We start from the raw sequence: 24,936 nt of genomic DNA on the forward strand, positions 1-24,936 counted from the left end.
TATTTACGCTTGTGAGGGAAAATCAACAAATCAGTGATTTTTGCACATCTTTGTGCAGGAAACCGTATTGCTTGTCAAGTACATGTTGTGGTGAAGAGCCGCAAAGTTGGCAAGTCGAGAGGCGATTACCTCCCCTTTCCTTCGGGCAAAAAACTTTTTCATAAGGGAAAGAAGGTGAGATTGTGGATAGAAAATTAATGTTAGATTTCCCAAAAAAAATAGTAGTTGCCAAAAACAAAAGAAAGTTTAAAAAGGAATATCTATGGGGCTATTTGTTTATTGCCTCTCCGATAGTTGGGTTTTTGTTATTTGCCTTTTTGCCTATGCTATTTTCTATATATGTGAGTTTTACAGAGTTCGATTTATATAGTCCTGCGAGGTTCAATGGATTAGAAAACTATAAGCAGTTGTTCCAAGATGATATTTTTATAAAAACGGTGGGTAACACATTTTATGCCGCTTTAGGTATCCCTATAGGATGATATTTTCCCTTATGATAGCAATAGCCTTAAACCAAAGGATAAAAGGACTAACTTTTTTTAGAACAGCTTTCTTTTTACCTACTGTATGTTCAATAGTCGCACTGACTTTACTTTGGAAATGGATATTCAACTCAGATTTTGGATTACTAAACATTCTATTGAGTTATATAGGGGTTTCAGGACCGGCGTGGTTAAGTGATGAGCATTGGGCCATGCCTGCCATGATTATCCAAGGGGTATGGGGTGGCCTTGGTGTTAACATGATATTGTACCTTGCTGCTCTACAATCAGTACCGAAGGATCTTTACGAAGCTGCAGAAATAGATGGTGCAAATGGTTGGCATAAACTTATATATATAACCATACCTTCAATATCTCCAACAACGTTTTTCATACTTGTTACGTCAATAATTGGTGCTCTTCAAGATTTTCAGCGATTCATGATTATGACTGAAGGTGGTCCGAATTATGCCACAACAACAGTTGTATACTATCTATTTTTAAATGCTTTTAGGTATATGAAGATGGGGTATGCTTCTGCGATGGCTTGGGTTTTAGGGATAATCATTCTTATTATTACAATAATCAATTTTAAATTGAGTAAAAAATGGGTTCATTACTAAAATGACCGGAAGATGTAGGGAGGGAACCTTATGACTACAATAGCGGTTCCGTGGTACAAGGATAAGAAAAAAATAGGAAAAATCAAAAACTTATTCGCTTATGTTTTTTTGATTATTGGTTCTATAACAATGGCAATCCCATTTTTATGGATGCTTTCTACATCTTTAAAATCAGAAGGGGCCGTATTTACTATTCCTCCAGAGTTTATTCCGAAGGAGTTTAAATGGTCAAATTACTGGACAGTTCTGACTGAATCAGATTTACTTAGGGGATTTATCAACACGTTAATGATTGTTGTTCCTTCGATGATCGTAGGGTTATTTACTAGTTCATTAGCCGCATACGCATTTGCGAAGATAAAGTTTCCAGGACGTGATAAACTGTTTTTCCTTCTTATCGCCACAATGATGATCCCAGGGATTGTGACAATGGTTCCACAGTTTATAATTTTTAGAGATCTTGGATGGCTAGATACATGGAAACCCTTGATGATTCCAGCGATGTTCGGTTCTGCCATGTGCGTCTTTTTTCTACGTCAATTTTTCTTAACTATACCTAACGAATTAATTGAAGCGGCTAAACTGGATGGATTGGGGCATTTCGGTATATTTTCTCGAATTGTGTTACCATTAGGGAAGCCTGCAATTATAACGCAAGGACTTTTGTGGTTTTTAGCAGGATATAATGATTTCACAGGGCCCTTAATTTATATCAACAGTCCTGAAAAGTTCACGTTGCAGTTAGTGCTTGCTTCATTTAGTGGATTCTATTCTTCTGAATGGACATTAATTATGGCTGGTTCTGTACTTGCTTTAATACCTACTATACTCATGTTTTTCTTTGCTCAGAAACAACTAATAGAAGGAATCACTATGACAGGAATAAAAGGGTAGGTATTATCCCTTAACTTTTTGATTATGGGAATCTTCTGCAAGAAAAAAGTGGTTCTTACGCATATTCGGTGAATAGCGAATGATAATTAAGATAATGGGATAATTGTTCGCTTCTTCATGATCATCCAAAGGTAAATCGCCAGAAACGCTATGAGTGGTTTAGCCGATTCCTCACATTTTTTGAGCTGTCACCAAAAAAGCGTAAGAACCGAGAAGTGTAGAACATTGCAGTGTATAAATAGCATCATCAGGGTTAATCCTCAAACAGGAAAATCGTTTAACTGTCGGAGAGGGAAGCCAATTGCTATATACATGCTCGTTGACAGGTTAACGTTCACATAAGAGTTGTCCACATTGTCGCTTGGTTTGAAAATGATGTCTGAGAACGCCCAGAGGAAGTGATGCGACGCTTGGGGATACAGCGTGATCGTTTAAGGTGCATTTATATAGAAGCAGTTTTTCTGTAGGGGCCGTTGAAGGCTCCTATATTGTACACTGCTCGACGTTTGGTAAGCACTATTTGTATGTTTAAAAGAAAAAATGTGATTGGAAAATTGCGTTCTCACCTTAGTTCCCACACGGAAGGATCCATTAGGAAATATTGCTCTTAAAAAGGTAAATGAAGATATATCGATTATCGATTCTATATAAATAAGGGAGATAAGGATGGTTAAAGAAAAGAGGATTCTTGAATGAGTAAAAGTTTACTACGGAATTTTACTTTTATTGCCCTAATGCTTGCACTGGTTGTTTCCAATGCCACAATTGGGAGAAGCGCTGACAGATTTACCGGTCAGTCCGGTGGACATAGTAATAAGCCTTATCTTGATGATCACGGGAAGGAACCCGATGTTCAAAATGTATCCGTCCACGACCCGTCGATCGTCAAAGATGGGAATACGTATTACGTTTTTGGTTCTCATATTGAGGCAGTCAAATCAACAGATTTGATTCATTGGGAGAAATTCACAAACGGTTATACAACCCCAAATAATAAGTTATATGGTGATTTATCTAAAAATTTGGCCGGTTCCTTTGCATGGGCGGGCGAAAATGATGCCGACAGCAAGGGTGGTTTTGCGGTTTGGGCTCCGGATGTTTTTTGGAACAAAGACTATATCAATGAAGACGGCACAAAAGGAGCCTATATGATTTATTACTCGGTTTCGTCCACTTACATTCGGTCAGCCATCGGATATGCGGTGTCTAAGCATATCGAAGGCCCATATAAGTATGTGGATACAATTGTATATTCCGGATTTACTAAAGAGGAAGCGTATGATGCCAACAGCAAAATCAATAAAAAATGGACGAATACGAATATTCCTAAATTGATCGAGCAAGGAAAATTGAAAGGGGTGCGGGCCGATTGGTTTCATAATGATGGATCGTATAATAATCGAGACTTTCCTAACGCTATTGACCCCAATTTGTTCTATGATGAGAAAGGGAACCTTTGGATGGCTTACGGATCATGGTCTGGCGGTATTTTTGTCCTGCCGATGGACAAAACGACTGGCAAGCCGATCTATCCTGGCAAAGATGGAAAAACTCCCGATGGACGGCTTGTTGACCGATATTTCGGCATAAAGATCGCGGGCGGGTATTATCAATCAGGAGAAGGGACGTACATCGTCTACGATAAAAATACAGACTATTATTATTTGTATGTCACATATGGTTGGTTAGGAGCGGACGGCGGCTATAACATGAGACAGTTTCGGTCAACTAGCCCGACAGGACCTTACGTAGATGCAAAGGGGCAAAGTGCCGTTTTGCCCGGAGAAGTTGATAACTCCCCTTATGGCAATAAAATTATGGGGAACTTCTTATTCGAACGAAAAGTAGGGGATCCTGGGACGGGAATCGGCGTAGGGTATGTCTCTCCGGGGCATAACTCTGTTTATTTGGACCGCAAAACTGGCCAGCAATTTTTAGTTTTTCATACTCGTTTTCCGCAATCGGGTGAGTATCATGAAGTCCGGGTCCATCAAATGTTTATGAATAAAAATGGATGGCCGGTTGTAGCTCCATATCGGTATGCAGGCGAAAAGCTTGAAAAAGTCAACAAGCAAGATGTTGTTGGGGAATATCAATTGATCAATCACGGGAAAGACTATTCGGCTGACATAAAAAAGCAAATATTTGTACGCTTGAACAGAAATAACACCATTTCCGGGGATGCCACTGGGACGTGGAGAAAAATCGGACATAATCAAGCAGAAATCACAATCGATGGAGAAACGTATGACGGGGTATTTGTACGTCAATGGGATCCCACTTCCAAACGTTATGTCATGGCCTTTACCGCTCTTTCAAATGAAGGTGTCTCGATCTGGGGGAGCAAACTGGCTGATAAAACAGATGAGGAAATTGTAGAGGATGTCGCGAGTGACTTGGATCTTGGTGATACCGATCACGTGGTTTCCAACTTACATCTTCCCACCGAGGGAACAAGGCATACGGTAATTTCGTGGACCACTTCGGACGCAAAGGTGGTTTCCGAGACGGGAGTCGTTCATCGTCCGGAAGTCGGCTCAGCCCCTGTTACGGCTACCCTTACGGCGACGATTACGAAAGGAGATGCCACAGCGACGAAAGTGTTTCACATTACTGTACTGCCCTACGAGGAAGCGAAGTTAACTGCGCATTACAGTTTTGATAACAATGACTTAAGCGATAGTACGGGCAATTTTGGACCAGGTACGATTACTGGCAATAGAATCGATAACGAGGGCGGCACGATCGCTTATGCAGACGGCAAGATCGGGAAAGCGGCCGTATTGAACGGACAATCTGGCATCCGCTTGCCGGACGGTTTGGTCTCAAGCAACCAATATTCGGTGTCGCTTTGGGTGAAACCGGAACAATTAACCACGCATACGACAACTTTCTTTGGCGCCAAGGATCCTAACCATTGGGTAAGCCTCGTTCCGCAAGGTTGGGACGGCAATACGATGCTATGGTCAGGAAGCTCGCCATGGTATGATGGTCGAACTTTTTGGAAAATCCCAACGGGTCAGTGGACACATTTAGCGTTCTCGGTCGATAACGGCGCGGTTAAAGTTTATATAAACGGCGTGGAAAAATTCAGCGGCACAAACTTTCCGGATGTCTTCACCGGCGCAAACGCAAGCTTCGCTCTAGGGGTAAACTGGTGGGATCCTCCATTCAAAGGATTGATTGACGAACTGCGCATTTACGAGGGCGCGTTAACTCCTTCCCAAGTGACTGACTTGGCGCAAACGAGTGAATAAATCAGAGAAGTCCCCTTGGCTTTTTCCAAGGGGGCTCGCATCTCCATCGATGGATAGGGCGGCAAAGCAGAGGTGTTGCGAACGATTCGAAAATTTTGAAAGCCCCCTTGAAAAAAAGAAAGGTTGTGATACAATCGAATTGAAATTTATACGTACAAATATACCTTAACTTTGTTTAATGTCTTCTATAGTACGTACAAATTATAATCTGACACTGGTGAAGCAAATGTCTACATAACATTAATGAAAGGAATGGGAGAGGTATTGTGAGAAACAGAGCGGTAATAAACGTCGGCATGCCAAAAGGAACCATCAACAAGAACATTTACGGCCATTTTGCGGAACATCTTGGGCGTTGCATTTATGAAGGAATTTGGGTCGGAGAAGACTCTCCGATTCCGAATACAAATGGGATTCGCAACGATGTATTGCAAGCGTTGAAAAACATAAAAGTTCCGGTTCTACGGTGGCCGGGCGGCTGCTTTGCGGATGAGTACCATTGGAAGGATGGGGTTGGCCCAAGGGAGCAGCGCAAAAAAATGATTAACACCCATTGGGGAGGGGTGATTGAGAACAATCATTTCGGCACTCACGAGTTTATGATGTTATGCGAAATGCTTGAATGCGAGCCTTATATTTGCGGCAATGTAGGCAGCGGCACGGTTCAAGAGATGTCAGAATGGATTGAGTATATGACATTTGATGGAGAATCGCCAATGGCGAATTGGCGCAAGGAGAATGGGCGGGAGAAGCCGTGGAAGTTGAAATATTTCGGGGTCGGGAATGAAAACTGGGGCTGCGGAGGGAATATGCGCCCTGAATATTACGCCGACCTGTATCGCCGCTATCAAACATATGTCAGAAATTACGGGGACAATCAAATTTATAAAATTGCCTGTGGTGCGAATGTAGATGACTATTACTGGACAGAAGTTTTAATGAAAAATGCCGGCCGCTTTATGGATGGGTTGAGCCTTCATTATTATACAATTCCTGGGGACTTTTGGCTCGGGAAAGGCTCCGCCACGGATTTTACAGAAGATGAGTGGTTTATTACATTGAAAAAAGCATTATATATAGATGAATTGATTACGAGGCATAGCACGATTATGGATAAGTACGATCCGGAAAAGCGCGTCGGGCTCATTGTGGATGAATGGGGAACGTGGTATGACGTAGAACCGGGCACGAATCCGGGATTCTTATATCAACAAAATACAATCCGTGATGCGCTTGTCGCAGCTCTCCATTTTCATATTTTCCATAACCATTGTGATCGAGTGCGAATGGCGAATATCGCGCAAACGGTTAACGTCTTGCAAGCGGTCATTTTGACAAGAGGGGAACAAATGATTCTCACGCCTACGTATCATGTGTTTGACATGTATAAGGTTCACCAAGATGCCGAGTTGTTGGCAATAGAGTCTTCATGTGCCGAGTATGAGCATCGCGGGGAAACGTTGCCGCAAGTAAGCATCACTGCATCCAAGAACGGGGAAGGAACTGTCCATATCAGTTTATGCAATATTGATCATCGAAATGAGGCGGTAGTAGATTTAGAGTTTCGTGGAGACAGCCTCGCACGCAAGCAAGTATTCGGCACGATGTTAACAGCGAATGAGATGAATGCCCATAATACATTTGAAAAGCCGGATGCAGTGAAGCCCGAACCGTTCCGTCAAATAGAGCTCGGCCAACATACACTGATGGCCAAACTTCCGCCCATGTCTGTCGTCACTTTAGCGATTGTTGAAAATAAAGCGGCTTTGATTGAACGACAATGAAGACAAAGGCGGCGGAAAATATGGAAGAAAAAAATTGGTGCCAAGACTGCGCGGGCAGCGTCATCGTTACACGGGAAATGATGGATCCGCTCATTGAACAAATTGATCGTTCAGCACTCGTTTCCGATGACGTATATGAGAAAAGGATCAATATATGCAGAAGTTGTTCCTCTCTCCAATATGGCACAACTTGCGCCTATAGCGGGTATCTTGTCCATTACCAGGCAAAATGGAGGCGGGAATGTTGCCCGTTTCCGGGAAGGGCGAAATGGGGAAGGGAAGAATAGATTGACAAGTTGATAAAAAATAGAAAGGAAGAGTGGCAGATGGCTACGAAAAAAGCAACGATGATCATCGAAAAAGACTTCAAAATCGCTGAAATCGACAAACGCATTTACGGTTCTTTTATCGAGCACCTCGGCCGCGCTGTATACGGAGGGATTTATGAGCCGGGACATCCGCAGGCCGATGAAAACGGCTTCCGGCAAGATGTCATCGAGCTGGTCAAAGAGCTGCAAGTGCCAATCATCCGCTATCCGGGCGGGAATTTTGTGTCCGGCTACAACTGGAGGATGGCGTTGGGCCGAAAGAAAAGCGGCCACGGCGGTTGGATTTGGCATGGCGGTCGGTGGAAACGAATGAAATCGGGTTGAATGAATTTATGGACTGGGCCAAGATGGTCGGGGCCGAAGTAAATATGGCTGTCAACTTAGGGACACGAGGCATTGATGCAGCTCGCAACTTAGTCGAATACTGCAACCACCCATCGGGCTCGTATTACAGCGATTTGCGTATTTCCCACGGCTATAAAGAGCCCCATAAAATTAAAACGTGGTGCTTGGGCAATGAGATGGACGGCCCGTGGCAAATCGGCCACAAGACAGCAGTGGAGTATGGGCGGATTGCATGCGAAGCCGCAAAAGTGATGAAGTGGGTCGACCCGACCATTGAACTCGTCGCCTGCGGCAGTTCGAACCGGAATATGCCGACGTTTGCGGAATGGGAAGCGACCGTTCTTGATCATACGTATGAGTACGTCGATTATATTTCTCTCCATCAATACTATGGAAACCGGGACAATGATACGGCCAATTATTTGGCGCTGTCGCTGGAAATGGATGATTTTATCCGTTCGGTTGTGGCCATTGCCGATTACGTGAAGGCGAAAAAACGAAGCAAGAAGACGATTCATCTTTCGTTTGACGAATGGAACGTATGGTACCATTCGAATGAGGCGGATAAGCAAATTGAACCGTGGACGGTGGCGCCGCCTTTGTTGGAGGATATTTATAACTTTGAAGATGCGCTTCTTGTCGGCTGCATGCTTATTACGCTCATGAAACATGCCGATCGGGTGAAAATTGCCTGCTTGGCTCAGTTAGTGAATGTCATTGCACCGATCATGACGGAACCGAACGGGCCGGCATGGAAGCAAACCATTTACTATCCGTTTATGCATGCCTCGGTTTACGGCAGAGGGGTGGCGTTGCATCCGGTCATCTCGAGCCCGAAATACGACAGCAAAGACTTCACCGATGTGCCATACTTAGAATCGATTGCGGTTTACAATGAAGAAAAAGAAGAAGTGACGATTTTTGCCGTCAACCGTGATATGGACGATGCGTTGCTGCTCGAATGCGATGTTCGCAGTTTTGAAGACTATCGCGTCATTGAGCATATCGTTTTGGAGCATGAAAACGTGAAACAAACGAATTCGGCGCAGTCGTCCCCGGTTGTTCCGCATCGCAACGGCGACGCTCAGATGTCCGCTGGAAAAGTGTCAGCGACGTTGCCGAAGTTGTCGTGGAACGTCATTCGTTTAGGAAAACGATAAGGAAGTGAAGGCTGGTCTGATGGCCAGCCTATCCCTTTGAAAACGGGAAGGAGATACGAAATATGGGATGTAAAGTCCGCTTTGGTATTATGAGTACAGCTGCCATTGCCAAAGACGTGATGATTCCCGCCATTCGTCGGGCGGATTACGCTGAAGTCGTGGCCATTGCGAGTGAGAGCGGGAAAGCTAAACAAGCGGCGAAGGAGCTCGGTATTCCGAAAGCGTATGACAGCTATGACCAGCTGCTTGATGACCCGGACGTCGACGCAGTGTACATCCCGCTTCCAAACAGCCTGCACGCTGAATGGACGATCAAAGCGGCGAAGAAGAAAAAGCACGTGCTTTGTGAAAAACCTGCCGCTTTATGCGCAGAAGATGTCCGGCGCATGATCGAGGTGTGCGAGGAAAATGGCGTTTTATTTATGGAAGCGTTCATGTACCAATTCCACCCGCAGCACGAGCGGGTGAAGCAACTTCTAGCTGCTGGCGAGATCGGCGATGTCAAGTACATGCGCACCCATTTCTCGTTTTACCTGGAAGACCGGGAGACGAATATTCGCATGAACGATGAGCTTGGCGGGGGAAGTCTGTTCGATGTCGGCTGTTATTGTGTGCACTCGACAAGACACATCCTTGGCGCCGAACCTATTGAACTATTTGTTCAGTCCCATTTTGATTCACACCATTCGGTCGATTTGACGACGAACGGTTGGATGAGGATGGAAAACGGTGTTCTTGCGCAGTTCACGTGCAGCTTCGATATGTTCTTCAAAAATGAGTACGAAATCATCGGCACGAAAGGAAACATTGTTGTTTCTCGGGCGTATCGACCGGATGTGGATGATGGAGAGGGACGGATTACGGTCGCAACGGCTGATGGGAACGTACGCGAGGAAACGGTGTCAGGCGATCAATACGCGCTGCAAATCGAGCACTTTTCACGCGCCGTTCTCGAAGGAACGCCGCTGTTGTATTCCCTGGAGCGCATGATCCAACAAGCACGGGCGCTCGATGCTTGCCGCACATCGATGAAAACGGGAGCGATCGTGCGGTTATAGTTATAAAGGAAGGAGAATCGAGATGAACATTACATACGAAAAGTGGTCCGAACTGAATGGAAACGATATTCTCTTGTTCACCTTGACAAACGACCGCGGCATAAAACTGTCGGCGACAAACTACGGCTGCATCGTGACGGACCTCCGCGTTCCCGACCGGAACGGCAACATCGAAAATGTCGTGCTCGGGTTTGGACGATTTGAACCGTATGTTGAGAACGCCCCTTATTTCGGCGCCGTGATCGGCCGGGTGGCGGGGCGCATTCGTGGAGCGAGCTTCGAACTTGATGGAATCACATATCAACTGGCGAAAAACGAAAACAACAACCACTTGCACGGCGGTTCGAACGGATTCCACCGCGTGCTGTGGCAGGCCGAGCCCGTCCAGCGCGACGATGCAGTGGGCGTCGTCTTTTCGTACACGAGCCCGGACGGGGAGGAAGGGTATCCAGGAACGGTTCATGTTCAAGTGGAATATTGGCTCAACAATGACAACGAATGGACCGTCACGTACCGGGCTCGTTCGGACAAAACAACTTTGCTCAATTTGACGAACCATACGTATTTTAACCTAAGCGGCAACGGCAAGCGCGATATATTGGACCACACGCTGACAATCCAAAGCTCGCGTGTGCTGGAATTGAATGAGGAGCTGATTCCGACAGGCCGCGTCTTGGATGTCGCCGGCACGCCGTTTGACTTGCGGCAAGGAAAGGCGATCTGGGAGGCGGTCGAATCCGGGCATCCGCAAATTGAACTCGTTGGCGGAGGTTATGACCATCCGTTTTGGCTCGATCGGCATCATGACAAAGAGATTGTGCTTTCCGACCCGAAGAGCGGGCGAGTGTTGACGGTGGAGACGGACGAAGTCGGCGTGGTGGTGTATACATCGAACCAGTTGCCGGAAGGGTTGGATCTAGGCGGCGTGCCGTCGCGGAAATATTTAGGCATCTGCCTGGAAACACAAGGACTGCCGGATGCGGTTCATCATCCGCAGTTTCCGTCGATCGTATTGCCGGCTGGCAAAGAGCGAGCATCAACGACGGTCTACCGGTTTGGTGTGCGGACGTCATAGACGGATAGGAGGCGGATGACTCTTGATGGAGGAAATCGAAGGGGTGTTGATCGATCTTGACGGGACGATATGGAGAGGAAATGAACTAATTCCCCATGCGAATGAGGCGGTTGCCTACCTCCGTTCTCTTGGAAAACGAATCGTGTTCGTCAGTAACCGGGGCAATTGGTCGCGGCGCATGTGCCATGAACGGCTTGGACGGTTTGGAATTGCGGCCGGGGAGGAAGACATCATTTTATCCTCAACGGTAACAGCCCAATTTTTGCGGAAACATTATCCGCTATGCCAAGTTTGGACGTTAGGCGACGAAGGATTGCGTGAAGAGCTGCAGCATCACCAGGTGCCGTTGGCGCCAGCTCCCGAAGACGCGGATTTTCTCATCATCACGCTGCATGAAACGATGACGTATCGCGATTTGGATTTGGCATTTCGTGCTGTCCATCATGGGGCGCGAATCATTGCGACCAACATCGATAAAACATTTCCGAGTGAACATGGAAATGCCATTGATGTCGCCGGGATGGTCGGGGCGATTGAAGCGGCGGCGAGCCGAAAAGTGGAACTTGTGTTAGGGAAGCCTTCTTGCTTTATGGTCGAAACCGCTTTGCGCCAGCTGAAGGTGCCTCCTAACCGCTGTCTCGTCATTGGTGACAGCGTGGAATCGGATATTCGCATGGGGAGAATGTACGGTATGAAAACCGCTCTTGTGCTGACAGGAAATACGAAGCGCAACGAATTAGAGGCATGGAGGGAAAAAGAACGGCCGGATTATGTGATGGATTCCATTTATGATATCGTGGGGCTCGGAAAGGAGATCGTGCAGTGAATTCAATAGAAGAAATCGTGCCATTGGTGAAACAATGCGATTGTGGCCACCGTCATTATGACATCCCGATCGAACAGATGGCGGTGGGATGTGACGCGTTTGAGCAGCTCGTTGCTTATTTGCGTCATAAGCGGTATGAGAAGGTGGCCGTGGTGGCCGATGAGCGGACGTTTGCCGCAGCAGGGGAGTCATTGTGTGATGAACTGGAAAACAAATCGATCCGCTATACAATATGCCTCGTGCAACCCGATCAAAATGGGGATGTCATCGCCGATGAACGTTCGATTGTGCAAGTGCTTCTGGAAACGCCCGACGATGTCGATGTTCTCATTGCGGCAGGAGCAGGGACGATTCATGACATTACCCGTTTTAGCAGCTATAAAATGAAGATTCCGTTCATTTCTGTCCCCACTGCCCCATCGGTGGACGGATTTACGTCAATGGGAGCTCCGCTCATCATTCGTGGGGTGAAAAAAACCATTCAAGCACAGGCGCCGGTCGCTGTGTTTGCTCATACGGATGTGTTATCCCGGGCTCCAAAAGAGATGATCGCCGCTGGATTTGGCGATATGGTGGCGAAGTATACGTCATTGGTCGACTGGCAGTTTGCCCACTGGATGGCCGATGAGCCCTATTGTCCATTTGTTCACCAGCTTACCGAACAATCTCTCAAAGCATGTGTCGACCATATTGATGACATTGCCGATGGCGGTGAACAAGGGATTCGTGTATTAATGAATGCGTTGCTGCAGTCGGGCATTGCGATGTTGCTCATGGGGCAATCGTACTCGGCATCGGGAGCGGAACACCATCTGTCCCACTACTGGGAAATGGAATTTTTGCGTCGGAACAAACGGCAAGTGCTGCACGGGGCGAAGGTTGGCGTAGCGACTCCGATGATCATTGAACACTATCAACGCGTTTTTTGGCCGTTATGGAACAAACTAGAAGAACGGCCGAAATCAATAGACGAAACTGCAAGGAAACGACTCAAAGCCAATGCGGCTTCTATTCAGAAACTGCTTGAATCGTTGCCCTCTCCAGATCGTATTCGGGCCATGTTAGAGAAAGTAGGAGGTGCCGCTTTTCCGGAACAACTCGGCATCGATCTTCCGTTGGTTGAACGGAGTCTGCGGGAGGCTCATCGATTGCGTCCGAACCGCTTTACGATTCTCTACTTTTTAAATGAATGGGTTTTAGGAACATGATAGGGGGAATCAAAGTGGAAAAAGCTACAATAAGGGCAAATGTCAACGATCGGTTTTGGAAACGATATATCGATGTCGTCCGGAACGAAGTCGTTCCTTACCAGTGGGAAGCGCTCAATGACCGCATTCCTGATGCTGAACCGAGCCATGCAATCAAAAACTTCCGCATTGCCGCTGGCGAATCAGATGGAGAATTTTATGGGATGGTCTTTCAAGACAGCGATGTAGCGAAATGGCTCGAAGCGGTGGCGTATTTACTCGAGGAAAAGCGTGACTCGGAATTGGAAGCACTCGCGGATGACGTGATTGAGCTGCTTGGCCGCGCCCAGCAGCCGGACGGCTATCTCAACACGTATTATACGGTCAAGGAACCCGGTAAACGTTGGACCAACCTGCGGGACAACCATGAATTGTATTGCGCCGGCCATTTGATCGAAGCGGCAGTTGCTTATTTCCAGGCTACAGGCAAACGGCGCTTTTTAGACATTATGTGCAAATATGCCGACTATATCGGTACGGTATTCGGCCGCGGGGAAGGCCAAATTCCTGGATACGACGGACATCAGGAAATTGAGTTGGCGCTGTTGAAATTGTATGAGGCGACTGGAAACGAGAACTATTTAAAACTGAGCCAATATTTTATTGATCAGCGCGGGCAGCAACCTCATTACTTTGATCAGGAAAAAGAAGCAAGAGGGGAAACGAAGCCATTTTGGTATGACGGCGGGTATCGTTACCATCAGGCGCACATTCCGGTCAGGGAACAGAAACAAGCTGTCGGGCATGCGGTGCGGGCGCTCTATATGTATACCGCCATGGCTGGACTGGCGGCGAAAACGGGAGACGAATCGTTGAAACAAGCATGCCAAACGTTATGGGAAAACGTGACGAAACGGCAAATGTATATCACGGGCGGCGTCGGCTCGAGCGCTTTTGGCGAATCGTTTACGTTTGATTTTGATTTGCCGAATGATACGGTCTATGCCGAGACGTGCGCGTCAATTGCGTTAGTGTTTTGGGCCCGCCGCATGCTGGAACTGGAGATGGATGGGAAGTACGCGGATGTGATGGAACGGGCGCTATACAACGGAACGATCAGCGGCATGGATTTGGACGGCAAGAGATTCTTTTATGTCAACTCGCTCGAAGTGTGGCCGAAGGCATGTGAACGCCATGACAAACGCCATGTGAAACCGGTGCGGCAAAAATGGTTCAGCTGTGCGTGCTGCCCGCCGAACTTGGCCCGTCTCATCGCCTCGATCGGCCATTATATTTATTCACAAACATCGGATGCGTTGTTCGTCCACCTTTATGTCGGCAGCAACATTCAAACGGAAATAGGCGGTCGGTCAGTCGAGATCGTGCAAGAGACGAATTATCCTTGGGATGGAACGGTTCGATTGACGGTTTCGGCGGAATCAGCTCAGGAATTTACACTTGGATTGCGCATTCCTGGATGGTGCCGGGGAGCGGAGGTAACGATCAATGGGGAAAACGTAGACATTGCGCCGCTGACCAAAAAAGGGTACGCTTATATCCGTCGAGTGTGGCGGCAAGGGGATGAAATGGTCCTTCACTTCTCGATGCCGGTCGAGCGGATTAAGGCGCATCCCCAAGTGCGCGTCAATGCCGGCAAAGTTGCGTTGCAGCGCGGGCCGATTGTGTATTGTTTGGAAGAAGTCGATAACGGACCGAATTTGGCAAATTTGTTCCTCCCGCGCGATGCCCAGTTGGAAGCGCACTTTGAGCCGGACTTGCTAGAAGGGGTCGTGGTAATCACAGGCACCGCCGAGCGGGTCGATGAGTCGGCATGGAATGATGAGTTGTATCGGCCGATTGAACCCCGAACCTATCAAGTTCCGTTCCGAGCGATTCCTTATTACGCTTGGTGCAACCGTGGGGAAGGGGAGATGACGGTGTGGGTGAATGAGAAATAGACCTATCGATGTTGCTATTCACTGTGTGAAATGATTTGGAAATGAAGATGAAATACCAAGGTGAATGAATGAGCTGGTCGGATGGTTGATGAACCGGACACGATCAGCTTTTTGTTTCGACAATCTTTGTTTGTGTTCTATACAAATTATGTAGAAGCCACTATACTAGTAATTAAAGAGATTTGTCTTTCACATACTCTTTTCCGTTAGGAAGGGACATCGCCATGCTTAGCTACCTAAAAAAATGGAACACGTTGCGAAATCAGATATTGGTCGTATTCCTATTTGTCATGGTGATTGTGCTGTCTCTCGTCAGCATGATCACGCTCAAGCAAGTGTCCCTGTTGATTCGGAACAACGCTGAAAACCAAATCAAGCAGACAGCTATTGAAGCGAGCGGTCGGATTGATTCATTGTTTGAACAGTTGAATACAGCGACAAAGTTTGTGATGACCAATCAAGAAGTTCAACGATTATTTGAACGAATCCATGGGGGAGAGAAAGTGACGTTTCCAGAATTGCAAAGGTTAAAAAGTGTGGTTAATAATATCCAAGCCAACTCTGAGGGCATTTACTCTGTCGAGCTCTATACAGAAGATTTAAAGCAAGTGTTTCCCCTAGACAGTTCTATGAAGATGTTTCAACGTCTCAACGTGAAATGGATTTATGAAGCGGATCGCGCGAAAGGCAGACTTGTATGGATCGGAGAAGATCCGCGAAACCCGCAATTTTATTTAGCGATACGGCGCATTACGTTGATGGAGCGTCATTTTGCCAACGGGGGATACTTGCTTGTGCGAATTTACAAGCCGTATTTCGCGATTACTGAGGTGAACACGGGGCAATACGTATTGGTTTCCGATCCGGAAGGAAAGGTTATTTTTTCAAATAATTCCAGCTTAACTGATGTATCTTCATTAAATCAACGGTCAGCAACGGTAATAAATCAAACCGAATACATGGTAACAAAGCAGTCTTCCAACAAAGGGTTCACCGTTTTCATATTAACGCCTGTCAGTGCCCTGACCAAGGGAGTGAACAGCATTCGGTTTGGGATCATTTTCGCTGGCATTATCGGGATGCTTGTTTACTTTTTATGTTCGCTGCTTCTCTCGACCATCATTACACGGCCGATTGTTCAATTAACGAAAACGATGCGGCTGGCGAATGAGCGGTTATTAACAGTTGATCCGAAGATGGTTACGGTCAATGAGATCAGGGAGCTGAATAGCACCTATAACCAATTGGTGAGAGAAACGAATCATTTGATCAAAATGGTGTATCAAAAAGAGATTGTTCGCAGCCAAAGTGAATTGAAAGCGCTTCAAGCGCAAATCAACCCTCATTTCTTGTACAACACGTTGGAGTCGCTGCGGTGGTCGTTAGAAGAAAAGGGAGAAGAAGAGTTGGCAGATGTCGTTGTGTCCATGTCAGAGCTGTTTCGCTACACCATCAGCCGAAATGTGAACGATGATTGGGTTACATTGAAAGAGGAATTTCGCCATATCGAAAATTATATGGACATTATCAAATTTCGGTTTGGCGATCGCATCAAGTGGCATTTGTCGCTGCCTGAGGAATGGGAAAATGTCAAAATCCCAAAACTGTTGATTCAACCGTTAGTCGAAAACGCGGTCGTGCATGGTTCGGAAAACCGGTCAGCCCCTTGTACCATTATCGTGGCTGTCAAGCCAGTTTCGGATCGTCATCTGGAGATCATGGTGGAAGATGATGGAGTTGGAATGGATGAAGAAAGGCTCGAGGCGGTGAAACAGGCTATGCATACAGGAGAAGCGAAAGGAAAAGGAATGGCATTGTATAATGTGAAAAAACGTCTCCAACTTTATTACAAGAAAGAAACGAGCGATGGCATAACGATTGACAGCCATAAAAACAAAGGCACAAAAGTCACGATTCGAATTCCCGTTAACGGAGGTGAAAAATGATGCATGAGAAGACCATTTTAGTTGTGGATGATGAGCCGAGGGCGAGAGAAGGGATGAAGCGGTTGTTGGAAAAATGGGCCTCCGGCAAACACCGAATCATAACGGCTGCCAATGGCCAAGAAGCGCTTGACATTTTGCGGCAAGAGCGAGTGCACGTGTTATTGACAGATATTCGGATGCCGGAAATTACCGGGCTTGATGTGTTAGAGAAAATGAGAGAAAAAGACGATTCTCCGGCAGTGATCCTCATTTCTGCTTACCCTGATTTCGATTATGCGCAAAAAGCCATCAGCCTTGGGGTATTACACTATTTGTTGAAGCCGGTGAAAAAAAGCGAATTATTCGAAGCGGTAGAAAGAGCGATCCACGTTTCCGAGCAAAAGGAAAGGGAACGAGTGATGAAACAATTGATTGACGATAAACTCATCGATGCCCTTGACCGTCACCCCCAAACTCGTGAACCGATTCGCGAGGCCATCCAGTTTATTGATCGGCATCTAAAAGATGATATATCACTAAAAGAAGTGGCGGAGCACGTCCATTTGAATCCAAGCTATTTTAGCACGCTGTTTAAAGAACAAATGAAACTCACATTCAGCGAATATCTCACAAGAAGAAGAATGCAGCGAGCTAAAGAACTGTTGATGACGACTGATATGGCTGTATCAGAGATTGCGGAAGAGTGCGGTTACAAAACAGCGAAATATTTTATTCATTTGTTTAAGGAAATGGAGGGAAAGACTCCGAGCAGCTATCGAAAAAGTCAAAAAGAAAAGTAATCTAAAAATACTGGTACTTTTCCTAATGGTTGTTGCCTTTTTCCCCCTTCATGATGATGGTAGACTGTATTTGCAAGCAAAGAATAGAAAAGGGGGTACAGTTTATGAAAAAGAAAGCGTTCACATGGTTGGTTTTGCTAATGTTGATGGCGGGGATTGTGCTGTCTGGTTGTTCTTCTTCGTCGAGCGATTCTGCGAGCGAGGGGAAATCCGGAGACGGGAAAATTCATTTGAAGTTTATGCACGACTGGCCAAAAGGCAGTTCAACCGCTTACTACAATCTTGTAGAGGAGATTATTAAAGACTATGAAGCGAAGCATCCGAATGTTCAGATTGATGTAGAGGTATTAAATCCGGATCAATATCGGGATAAATTAAAAGTGTTGGCCGCTTCGAATGAATTGCCTGACGTAGGGTTGACGTGGTCGAACGGTTTTGCCGAACCATACGCCACTGGAGGACAATTTGCGCCGCTAAATGATATTATCGAAAAAGAATTTAAAGACCAGTTTGTACCTGGAACGGTAGAAGCGTATACCTTTAACGGCAAATCGTATGCGCTTCCAATGGAGATGAACATCACGTATATTTTCTACAACAAAGAGATTTTCAAAAAATATGGTCTTCAGGAACCGAAAACCTTTGAAGATTTGAAAAACATTGGGAAAACGTTGATCAAGCATGGGGTGATTCCAGCCACAGTCGGTTCAAAAGACGGATGGCCGGCATCGATGTGGTTTATGTACCTCGCTGACCGGATTGGCGGCCCGACGATTTTGACCGATGTCATTCAAGGAAAAGTGAAAATGTCTGACCCAGCTATTGTCAAAGCGGCAAAAGAAGTTCAAAATCTTGTGGATATGGGGTTCTTTGTCAAAGGGAACACTGCCTTCTCGAATGATGATGCTAAAGGTTATTTCCTAAACGAAAAGGCAGCCATGTTCTTAACGGCCACATGGGAGTTGCCGAACTTTACAACCAGCCCGGATGTGCCGCAAGAGTTTAAAGAGAAGGTTGGTTACTTTAAATTCCCACTGTATGAAGGCGGCAAAGGAACGGACATCAACAGCTATGTTGGTGGACCTGGGTTAGGTGCATTCGTTGCAGAAAACTCAAAACATAAAGAACAAGCGAAAGATTTTGCGGCTTATCTCGTAAAAGAGTGGGGAAAACGTTCTGTTGAAGGCGCGGGCATTCTTCCGGCTATGAAAGTTGATACAGAAGGACTGGACGTACCACAAATGTATCTTGATGTCCTGAATGATATTAACAATGCAACAAACATTACGACTTGGTTTGACACCCAAGCAAGCCCGAATGTTTCTGAGCTGCACCATGACTTAATGACGGCCCTGTTTGGCAAACAAATCACTCCAGAAGAATTTGCGAAACAACATGATGACGCGTTGGCGGAGGAAGCCAACAAATAAGAATTTTGGGGGCATCTGGAACAACACATGCCCCCTTATTTGTAAAGAAGGAGTTATCAGCGATGAAAAATGTTATGTCCAATAAAACAGCCATCATTCTTTATGTCCTGCCGTCGCTTCTCCTTGTCTTGTTTTTGATTTATATCCCGATTGCGCTGACGGGATATTATGGATTGATGGATTGGAGCGGGGTAGGCCAGATGAAGTTCATCGGCTTGGAAAATTATAAAAAGCTTATTCATGACAAGCTGTTTTGGGAGAGCACCTGGCACTCCGTCTTGTTGGCGTTGTTTTCCGTTCTCAGTTTGATCGGCTATTTAATCGTTTCTTTAATATTAGCGAGCAAAATTAAGGGAGGGAATTTGTTTAGAAAAATTTATATTATTCCCATGCTTATGTCGTCTGTCGCCATCGCTCAACTTTGGATTAAGATTTTTGATCCGATGAATGGGCTGATTAACAGTTTATTGTCTATGTTTGGGATAAAAGAGACTCCACTTTGGTTGGCGGATCCGGATATGGCGCTATATTCGGTTTTCATCCCGATCGTTTGGCAGTATGCGGGGTTTTACATCATTATTATGTATGCGGCTTTGATCAATGTACCCCAAGAATTGATTGAAGCTGCAAGAATCGATGGTGCCAATGCCTTTCAAATTGCCTACAAAATTAAGGTGCCCCTTATTTCTGGGGTGTTAAAAGTATTGGTGATTCTAGCCGTTGTCGGGTCTTTGAAATATTTTGATTTGATTTACGTCATGACCGGAGGCGGCCCGGGGCATGCCACGGAAGTGATTGCTTCTTATATGTATAAAGAAGCGTTTGGGAAATTCAACTTCGGGTATGGAAGTGCGATTGGTTTTGGGTTGCTCATCCTTAGCATGGGAGCGACCTGGATGATTCAAAAAATGTTGAGAGTCAATCAAGAATAAAAGGAGAATTGACCATGAAAGAAAAGAAAATCTTAGATTCCAAGCCTCGTTCTCCTTTACGACAAATCGCAATGGGAATTCTTTACTTTATCTTGGTTGTCGTAGCGCTTCTTCAATTATATCCGTTAGTATGGTTATTCTTATTGTCGTTGAAGACGAATCAGGAAGTATTTGGAATGTCTCCGTTCGCTTTGCCGAAATCTCCGCGATGGGAAAATTATATAAATGCTTGGTTTGATGGAGGGATCAACCAATACTTTTTCAATAGTGTCTGGTATACGATCGTCGCTGTTGTATTGACTTTGATTTTAGCCAGTTTTGTCACGTTCGCCTTGACCAGAATGGAGTGGAAATTCAAAGGTGTTGTATTGGCCCTGTTTATGATCGCTTACATGATCCCGCTTCATTCGACGCTCATTCCGTTGTTTAATATTTATAATAAAATGAACTTGATTGATAACCCCGTTTCGATCATCCTTTCGTATACGACCTTTAACTTGCCGATTACGATTATGATTTTGCTAGGATTTTATCAGTCGTTGCCGCGCGAAATCGAAGAAGCGGCGGTAATGGACGGGTGCTCTGTTCATCGCATTTTTTTCCGCATCACATTGCCGATGACAGCGCCTGTTCTTGCGACTACAGCTATTATCAACATGATTTACAATTGGAATGAGTTTGTGTTTGTCAACACGTTCATTAGTTCGGAAAAATGGAAAACGATCACAGTCGGAGTCAATAATTTTGTCGGCCAATATCTCACCGACTGGGGGGCGATCGGCGCGACTTTGGTGATCAGCATTTTGCCGATTTTGATTGTGTACTTATTCTTGAGCGATCGAATTATTGAAGGATTGGTTGCCGGTTCGGTAAAAGGATGATGTCATATGTGATTGTGGTTAAGTTTGTTTGTGTTATATACAAACTAAATGAAATATAGTATGATGAAAATGATCAAATCGTTGCTTTTTCCATCGTTGGAGAGGGGGAGAGAGGTTGCGGATTAGGAAAGAAACATGGTCTTGTTTCAACGAAAAAGATGTTCTTTTATTTACGTTGACAAACGACCGCGGCATGGAACTGTCGGCGACAAACTACGGTTGCATCGTGACGGACCTCCGCGTTCCCGACCGGAACGGCAACATCGAAAACGTCGTGCTCGGGTTTGGACGATTTGAACCGTATGTTGAGAACGCCCCTTATTTCGGCGCCGTGATCGGCCGGGTGGCGGGGCGCATTCGTGGAGCGAGCTTTGAGCTTGAGGGCGTCACGTACCGGTTGGCGAAAAACGAACACAACAACCATCTGCACGGCGGGCCGAACGGATTCCACCGCGTGCTGTGGCAGGCCGAGCCCGTTCAGCGCGACGATGCGGTCGGCGTCGTCTTTTCGTACACGAGCCCGGACGGGGAGGAAGGGTACCCGGGAACGGTTCATGTTCAAGTGGAATATTGGCTCAACAATGACAACGAATGGACCGTCACGTACCGGGCTCGTTCGGACAAAACGACGCTCGTCAATTTGACGAACCATACGTATTTTAACCTAAGCGGCAACGGCAAGCGCGATATATTGGACCACACGTTGACAATCCAAAGCTCGCGTGTGCTCGAATTGAATGAGGAGCTGATTCCGACAGGCCGCGTCTTGGATGTCACTGGAACGCCGTTTGATTTGCGGCAAGGAAAGACGATCCGGGAGGCGGTCGAATCGGGGCATCCGCAAATTGCACTCGTCGGCGGGGGTTATGACCATCCGTTTTGGCTCGATCGGCATCATGACAAAGAGATTGTGCTTTCCGATCCGGAGAGCGGGCGGGTGCTGACGGTGGAGACGGATGAGGTCGGCGTCGTCGTGTATACGTCAAACCAATTGCCGAAGGGGCTGGATTTGGGCGGCGTGCCGTCGCGGAAATATTTAGGCATCTGCCTGGAAACGCAAGGACTGCCGGATGCGGTTCATCATCCGCAGTTTCCGTCGATCGTATTGCCAGCTGGCCAAGAGCGAGCATCAACGACGGTCTATCGGTTTGGCATCATTTGAATCAATGGAGGAAAGATAGAGGAATGATTGAACATGTAGAGACGCCGCACAGATTGGTCGCCCTGACGTTTGATGATGGACCGAATCCGGTTTATACATTGAACGTGTTGGAGATATTGGAGAAGGCATCTGGAAAAGCGACCTTTTTTATGATCGGAAGCCAGATGGAGAAGCATCCGGAAGTTGTAAAGGCGGTCAAGGCGCAAGGGCATGAAATTGGCAATCATACGTATTCTCACGCTAACCTCACTTCTCTAACGGAAGATGAGGCTTTGAGAGAAATGGAGTGGACGGATGCCATCATTACCGAGATGACTGGAGCGAAGCCCACGATTTTCCGTCCTCCTTATCTTGACTACAATGCAACTGTTGTTTCGATGTGCAACCATTTCGGCTACCAAATGATCGGTGCGCTCAATACGGATGCCCGAGACTGGGAACAGCCAGGAGTTGACTATATTGTTCGGAAGAGTCGCCCCCATATAAAAAACGGGAGCATCTTGCTTTTTCATGACGGATTTGGAGATCGTTCGCAGACGATCGAGGCTGTCAATATACTCGTATCCGAATTGTATTCGCAAGGTTACAAATTGGTCACGGTCAGCGAATTGTTGGAGCTGCAAGCTGGAAGCAGATGAAAAAGTAGCAGTTCTCTGATGCTCTGATGATTGATCGCATGCATAGTAAGAAAAGGGGAGAGTGAGCTATTCATGCCAACCAATGTATTTTTCAACGCCCATCACTCGCCGGTTGGGGCGTTTGCCAGCTTTACGCTAGGATTCCCAGGAAAAAGCGGAGGACTAGATTTGGAACTTGCCCGACCGCCACGGCAAAATGTCTTTATTGGCGTTGAGTCGCCGCATGAGCCGGGGCTGTATCATATCCTTCCATTCGCGGAAACAGCAGGCGAGGATGAAAGCAAACGATATGACATTGAAAATCCTGATCCGAATCCGCAAAAACCAAACATCCTGATTCCATTTGCGAAAGAGCGGATCGAACGCGAATTTCGCGTTGCCACGGATACATGGAAAGCCGGGGACTTGACGTTGACGATTTATTCACCGGTGAAGGCCGTACCAGACCCGGAAACGGCATCCGAGGAAGAGCTTAAGCTGGCGTTGGTCCCAGCTGTCATTGTCGAGATGACGATCGATAACACGAACGGAACAAGAACACGACGGGCGTTTTTCGGATTCGAAGGCACCGACCCGTATACCTCGATGCGGCGGATCGATGATACATGCCCGCAGTTGCGAGGGGTCGGTCAAGGGCGGATTTTGGGCATTGCATCCAAGGATGAGGGCGTTCGTTCAGCACTGCATTTTAGCATGGAGGATATCTTAACGGCGACTCTCGAAGAAAACTGGACGTTTGGGCTCGGGAAAGTCGGTGCATTAATTGCGGATGTGCCGGCGGGAGAAAAGAAAACGTATCAATTTGCTGTTTGTTTTTACCGCGGTGGTTATGTTACCGCAGGAATGGATGCCTCTTATTTTTACACCCGTTTCTTCCGTAATATCGAAGAAGTCGGTCTTTATGCGTTAGAGCAGGCCGAGGTGTTAAAGGAGCAGGCGTTCCGTTCGAATGAACTCATTGAAAAAGAATGGCTCTCCGATGATCAAAAGTTTATGATGGCGCACGCGATCCGCAGCTACTATGGCAATACACAGCTGCTTGAGCATGAAGGAAAGCCGATTTGGGTCGTCAATGAAGGCGAGTACCGGATGATGAATACGTTTGATCTCACTGTCGACCAGCTCTTTTTTGAATTGAAAATGAATCCGTGGACGGTGAAAAATGTGCTTGACTTTTATGTCGAGCGCTACAGCTATGAGGATCGTGTCCGTTTCCCAGGAGATGAGACGGAATATCCCGGCGGCATCAGCTTCACTCATGATATGGGAGTCGCCAACACGTTCTCACGCCCGCATTACTCGTCATATGAGCTATACGGGATCAGCGGTTGCTTTTCACATATGACGCACGAACAGCTCGTCAACTGGGTGCTTTGCGCGGCGGTATACATCGAACAAACGAAAGACTGGGCATGGCGCGACCGGCGGCTTACGATCTTGGAACAATGTCTCGAAAGCATGGTGCGCCGCGATCATCCGGATCCAGAAAAGCGGAACGGCGTGATGGGGCTTGACAGCACCCGCACCATGGGTGGAGCGGAAATCACAACGTATGATAGTTTGGATGTTTCCCTCGGCCAGGCGCGCAACAATTTATATTTGGCAGGAAAATGTTGGGCTGCCTATGTGGCGCTCGAAAAGTTGTTCCGCGATGTCGGTAAAGAGGAGCTGGCTGTGCTGGCGGGGAAGCAGGCGGAAAAATGCGCCGCGACGATTGTCAGTCACGTGACGGAGGACGGGTATATCCCAGCTGTGATGGGAGAAGGAAATGACTCGAAAATCATTCCGGCTATTGAGGGGCTTGTGTTTCCTTACTTTACGAACTGCCATGAGGCGTTAAGAGAAGACGGACGTTTTGGAGACTATATTCGTGCGCTGCGACAACATTTGCAATATGTGTTGCGGGAAGGAATTTGCCTATTCCCGGATGGGGGATGGAAAATTTCCTCGACAAGCAACAACTCGTGGTTGAGCAAAATTTACTTATGCCAGTTTATTGCCCGTCACATTTTAGGGTGGGAATGGGATGAACAAGGAAAACGAGCTGATGCGGCTCATGTTGCGTGGCTCACGCATCCGACGCTCTCCATTTGGAGTTGGAGCGACCAAATTATCGCTGGCGAAATCAGCGGCAGCAAATATTATCCGCGCGGCGTGACGAGCATTTTATGGTTGGAGGAGGGGGAATGA

Annotated in this window: 19 protein-coding genes and 1 pseudogene; all 20 read left to right on the forward strand. The window is 46.6% G+C overall.

Features of this window, described 5'->3' with window-relative positions; translation table 11 throughout:
* Nucleotides 1–182: 182 nt before the first annotated feature.
* The 20 genes and pseudogenes from I656_RS19300 to I656_RS04920 all read left to right on the forward strand — a co-directional run bounded on the left by I656_RS19300 (nucleotide 183) and on the right by I656_RS04920 (nucleotide 24,936).
* Nucleotides 183–482, forward strand: a complete 300-nt coding sequence (locus tag I656_RS19300; RefSeq protein WP_020755786.1) for a carbohydrate ABC transporter permease — start codon at nucleotides 183–185, stop codon at nucleotides 480–482.
* A gap of 11 nt (nucleotides 483–493) precedes the next feature.
* Complete coding sequence (locus I656_RS0116105) at nucleotides 494–1,105, forward strand: carbohydrate ABC transporter permease (protein WP_235048640.1); 612 nt, start codon at nucleotides 494–496, stop codon at nucleotides 1,103–1,105.
* A 30-nt stretch (nucleotides 1,106–1,135) separates the two neighbouring features.
* Entirely contained in the window at nucleotides 1,136–1,999 is an 864-nt protein-coding gene (locus tag I656_RS04995; protein WP_020755788.1) for a carbohydrate ABC transporter permease, read from the forward strand.
* 692 nt (nucleotides 2,000–2,691) lie between these two features.
* Complete coding sequence (locus tag I656_RS04990) at nucleotides 2,692–5,256, forward strand: LamG-like jellyroll fold domain-containing protein (RefSeq protein ID WP_020755789.1); 2,565 nt, start codon at nucleotides 2,692–2,694, stop codon at nucleotides 5,254–5,256.
* Nucleotides 5,257–5,552: 296 nt separating this feature from the next.
* Complete coding sequence (locus I656_RS04985; protein WP_049777096.1) at nucleotides 5,553–7,040, forward strand: alpha-N-arabinofuranosidase; 1,488 nt, start codon at nucleotides 5,553–5,555, stop codon at nucleotides 7,038–7,040.
* 20 nt (nucleotides 7,041–7,060) lie between these two features.
* Nucleotides 7,061–7,327 (forward strand): DUF6171 family protein, encoded by a 267-nt coding sequence (locus I656_RS19305; protein ID WP_075261719.1) that lies wholly within the window; start codon nucleotides 7,061–7,063, stop codon nucleotides 7,325–7,327.
* Nucleotides 7,328–7,366: 39 nt separating this feature from the next.
* Nucleotides 7,367–8,874 (forward strand): annotated as a pseudogene (locus I656_RS0116110) (alpha-N-arabinofuranosidase).
* Nucleotides 8,875–8,936: 62 nt separating this feature from the next.
* Complete coding sequence (locus I656_RS04980) at nucleotides 8,937–9,932, forward strand: Gfo/Idh/MocA family protein (RefSeq protein ID WP_020755794.1); 996 nt, start codon at nucleotides 8,937–8,939, stop codon at nucleotides 9,930–9,932.
* A gap of 22 nt (nucleotides 9,933–9,954) precedes the next feature.
* A complete protein-coding gene (locus I656_RS04975; protein WP_020755795.1) occupies nucleotides 9,955–11,007 on the forward strand; it encodes an aldose epimerase family protein in 1,053 nt (350 codons plus the stop codon).
* A 25-nt stretch (nucleotides 11,008–11,032) separates the two neighbouring features.
* A complete protein-coding gene (locus tag I656_RS04970) occupies nucleotides 11,033–11,833 on the forward strand; it encodes an HAD-IIA family hydrolase (RefSeq protein WP_015374988.1) in 801 nt (266 codons plus the stop codon).
* Complete coding sequence (locus I656_RS04965; RefSeq protein ID WP_020755797.1) at nucleotides 11,830–13,041, forward strand: sn-glycerol-1-phosphate dehydrogenase; 1,212 nt, start codon at nucleotides 11,830–11,832, stop codon at nucleotides 13,039–13,041. Before I656_RS04970 ends, I656_RS04965 begins: the two co-directional genes overlap by 4 nt.
* On the forward strand, nucleotides 13,038–14,978 hold the full coding sequence (locus tag I656_RS04960; RefSeq protein WP_050572317.1) for a glycoside hydrolase family 127 protein: 1,941 nt from the start codon (nucleotides 13,038–13,040) through the stop codon (nucleotides 14,976–14,978). Before I656_RS04965 ends, I656_RS04960 begins: the two co-directional genes overlap by 4 nt.
* A gap of 224 nt (nucleotides 14,979–15,202) precedes the next feature.
* Nucleotides 15,203–16,924, forward strand: a complete 1,722-nt coding sequence (locus I656_RS04955; RefSeq protein WP_033006083.1) for a sensor histidine kinase — start codon at nucleotides 15,203–15,205, stop codon at nucleotides 16,922–16,924.
* Entirely contained in the window at nucleotides 16,924–17,703 is a 780-nt protein-coding gene (locus I656_RS04950; RefSeq protein WP_033006086.1) for a response regulator, read from the forward strand. The genes I656_RS04955 and I656_RS04950 overlap by 1 nt, the downstream gene beginning before the upstream one ends.
* 104 nt (nucleotides 17,704–17,807) lie before the next feature.
* Entirely contained in the window at nucleotides 17,808–19,133 is a 1,326-nt protein-coding gene (locus tag I656_RS04945) for an extracellular solute-binding protein (RefSeq protein ID WP_015374983.1), read from the forward strand.
* A 62-nt stretch (nucleotides 19,134–19,195) separates the two neighbouring features.
* Complete coding sequence (locus tag I656_RS04940; RefSeq protein WP_013145180.1) at nucleotides 19,196–20,065, forward strand: carbohydrate ABC transporter permease; 870 nt, start codon at nucleotides 19,196–19,198, stop codon at nucleotides 20,063–20,065.
* Between the two features lie 14 nt (nucleotides 20,066–20,079).
* Nucleotides 20,080–20,946, forward strand: a complete 867-nt coding sequence (locus I656_RS04935) for a carbohydrate ABC transporter permease (protein WP_015374982.1) — start codon at nucleotides 20,080–20,082, stop codon at nucleotides 20,944–20,946.
* 115 nt (nucleotides 20,947–21,061) lie between these two features.
* Nucleotides 21,062–22,108 carry an aldose epimerase family protein gene (locus tag I656_RS04930; protein ID WP_020755804.1) on the forward strand — a complete coding sequence of 349 codons (1,047 nt, stop codon included), beginning with the start codon at nucleotides 21,062–21,064 and terminating at the stop codon, nucleotides 22,106–22,108.
* Nucleotides 22,109–22,131: 23 nt separating this feature from the next.
* Entirely contained in the window at nucleotides 22,132–22,746 is a 615-nt protein-coding gene (locus I656_RS04925) for a polysaccharide deacetylase family protein (protein ID WP_033006088.1), read from the forward strand.
* A 72-nt stretch (nucleotides 22,747–22,818) separates the two neighbouring features.
* Nucleotides 22,819–24,936, forward strand: a complete 2,118-nt coding sequence (locus I656_RS04920; protein WP_033006090.1) for a glycoside hydrolase family 52 protein — start codon at nucleotides 22,819–22,821, stop codon at nucleotides 24,934–24,936.

Source organism: Geobacillus sp. WSUCF1, from assembly GCF_000422025.1.
Classification (GTDB): domain Bacteria; phylum Bacillota; class Bacilli; order Bacillales; family Anoxybacillaceae; genus Geobacillus; species Geobacillus zalihae.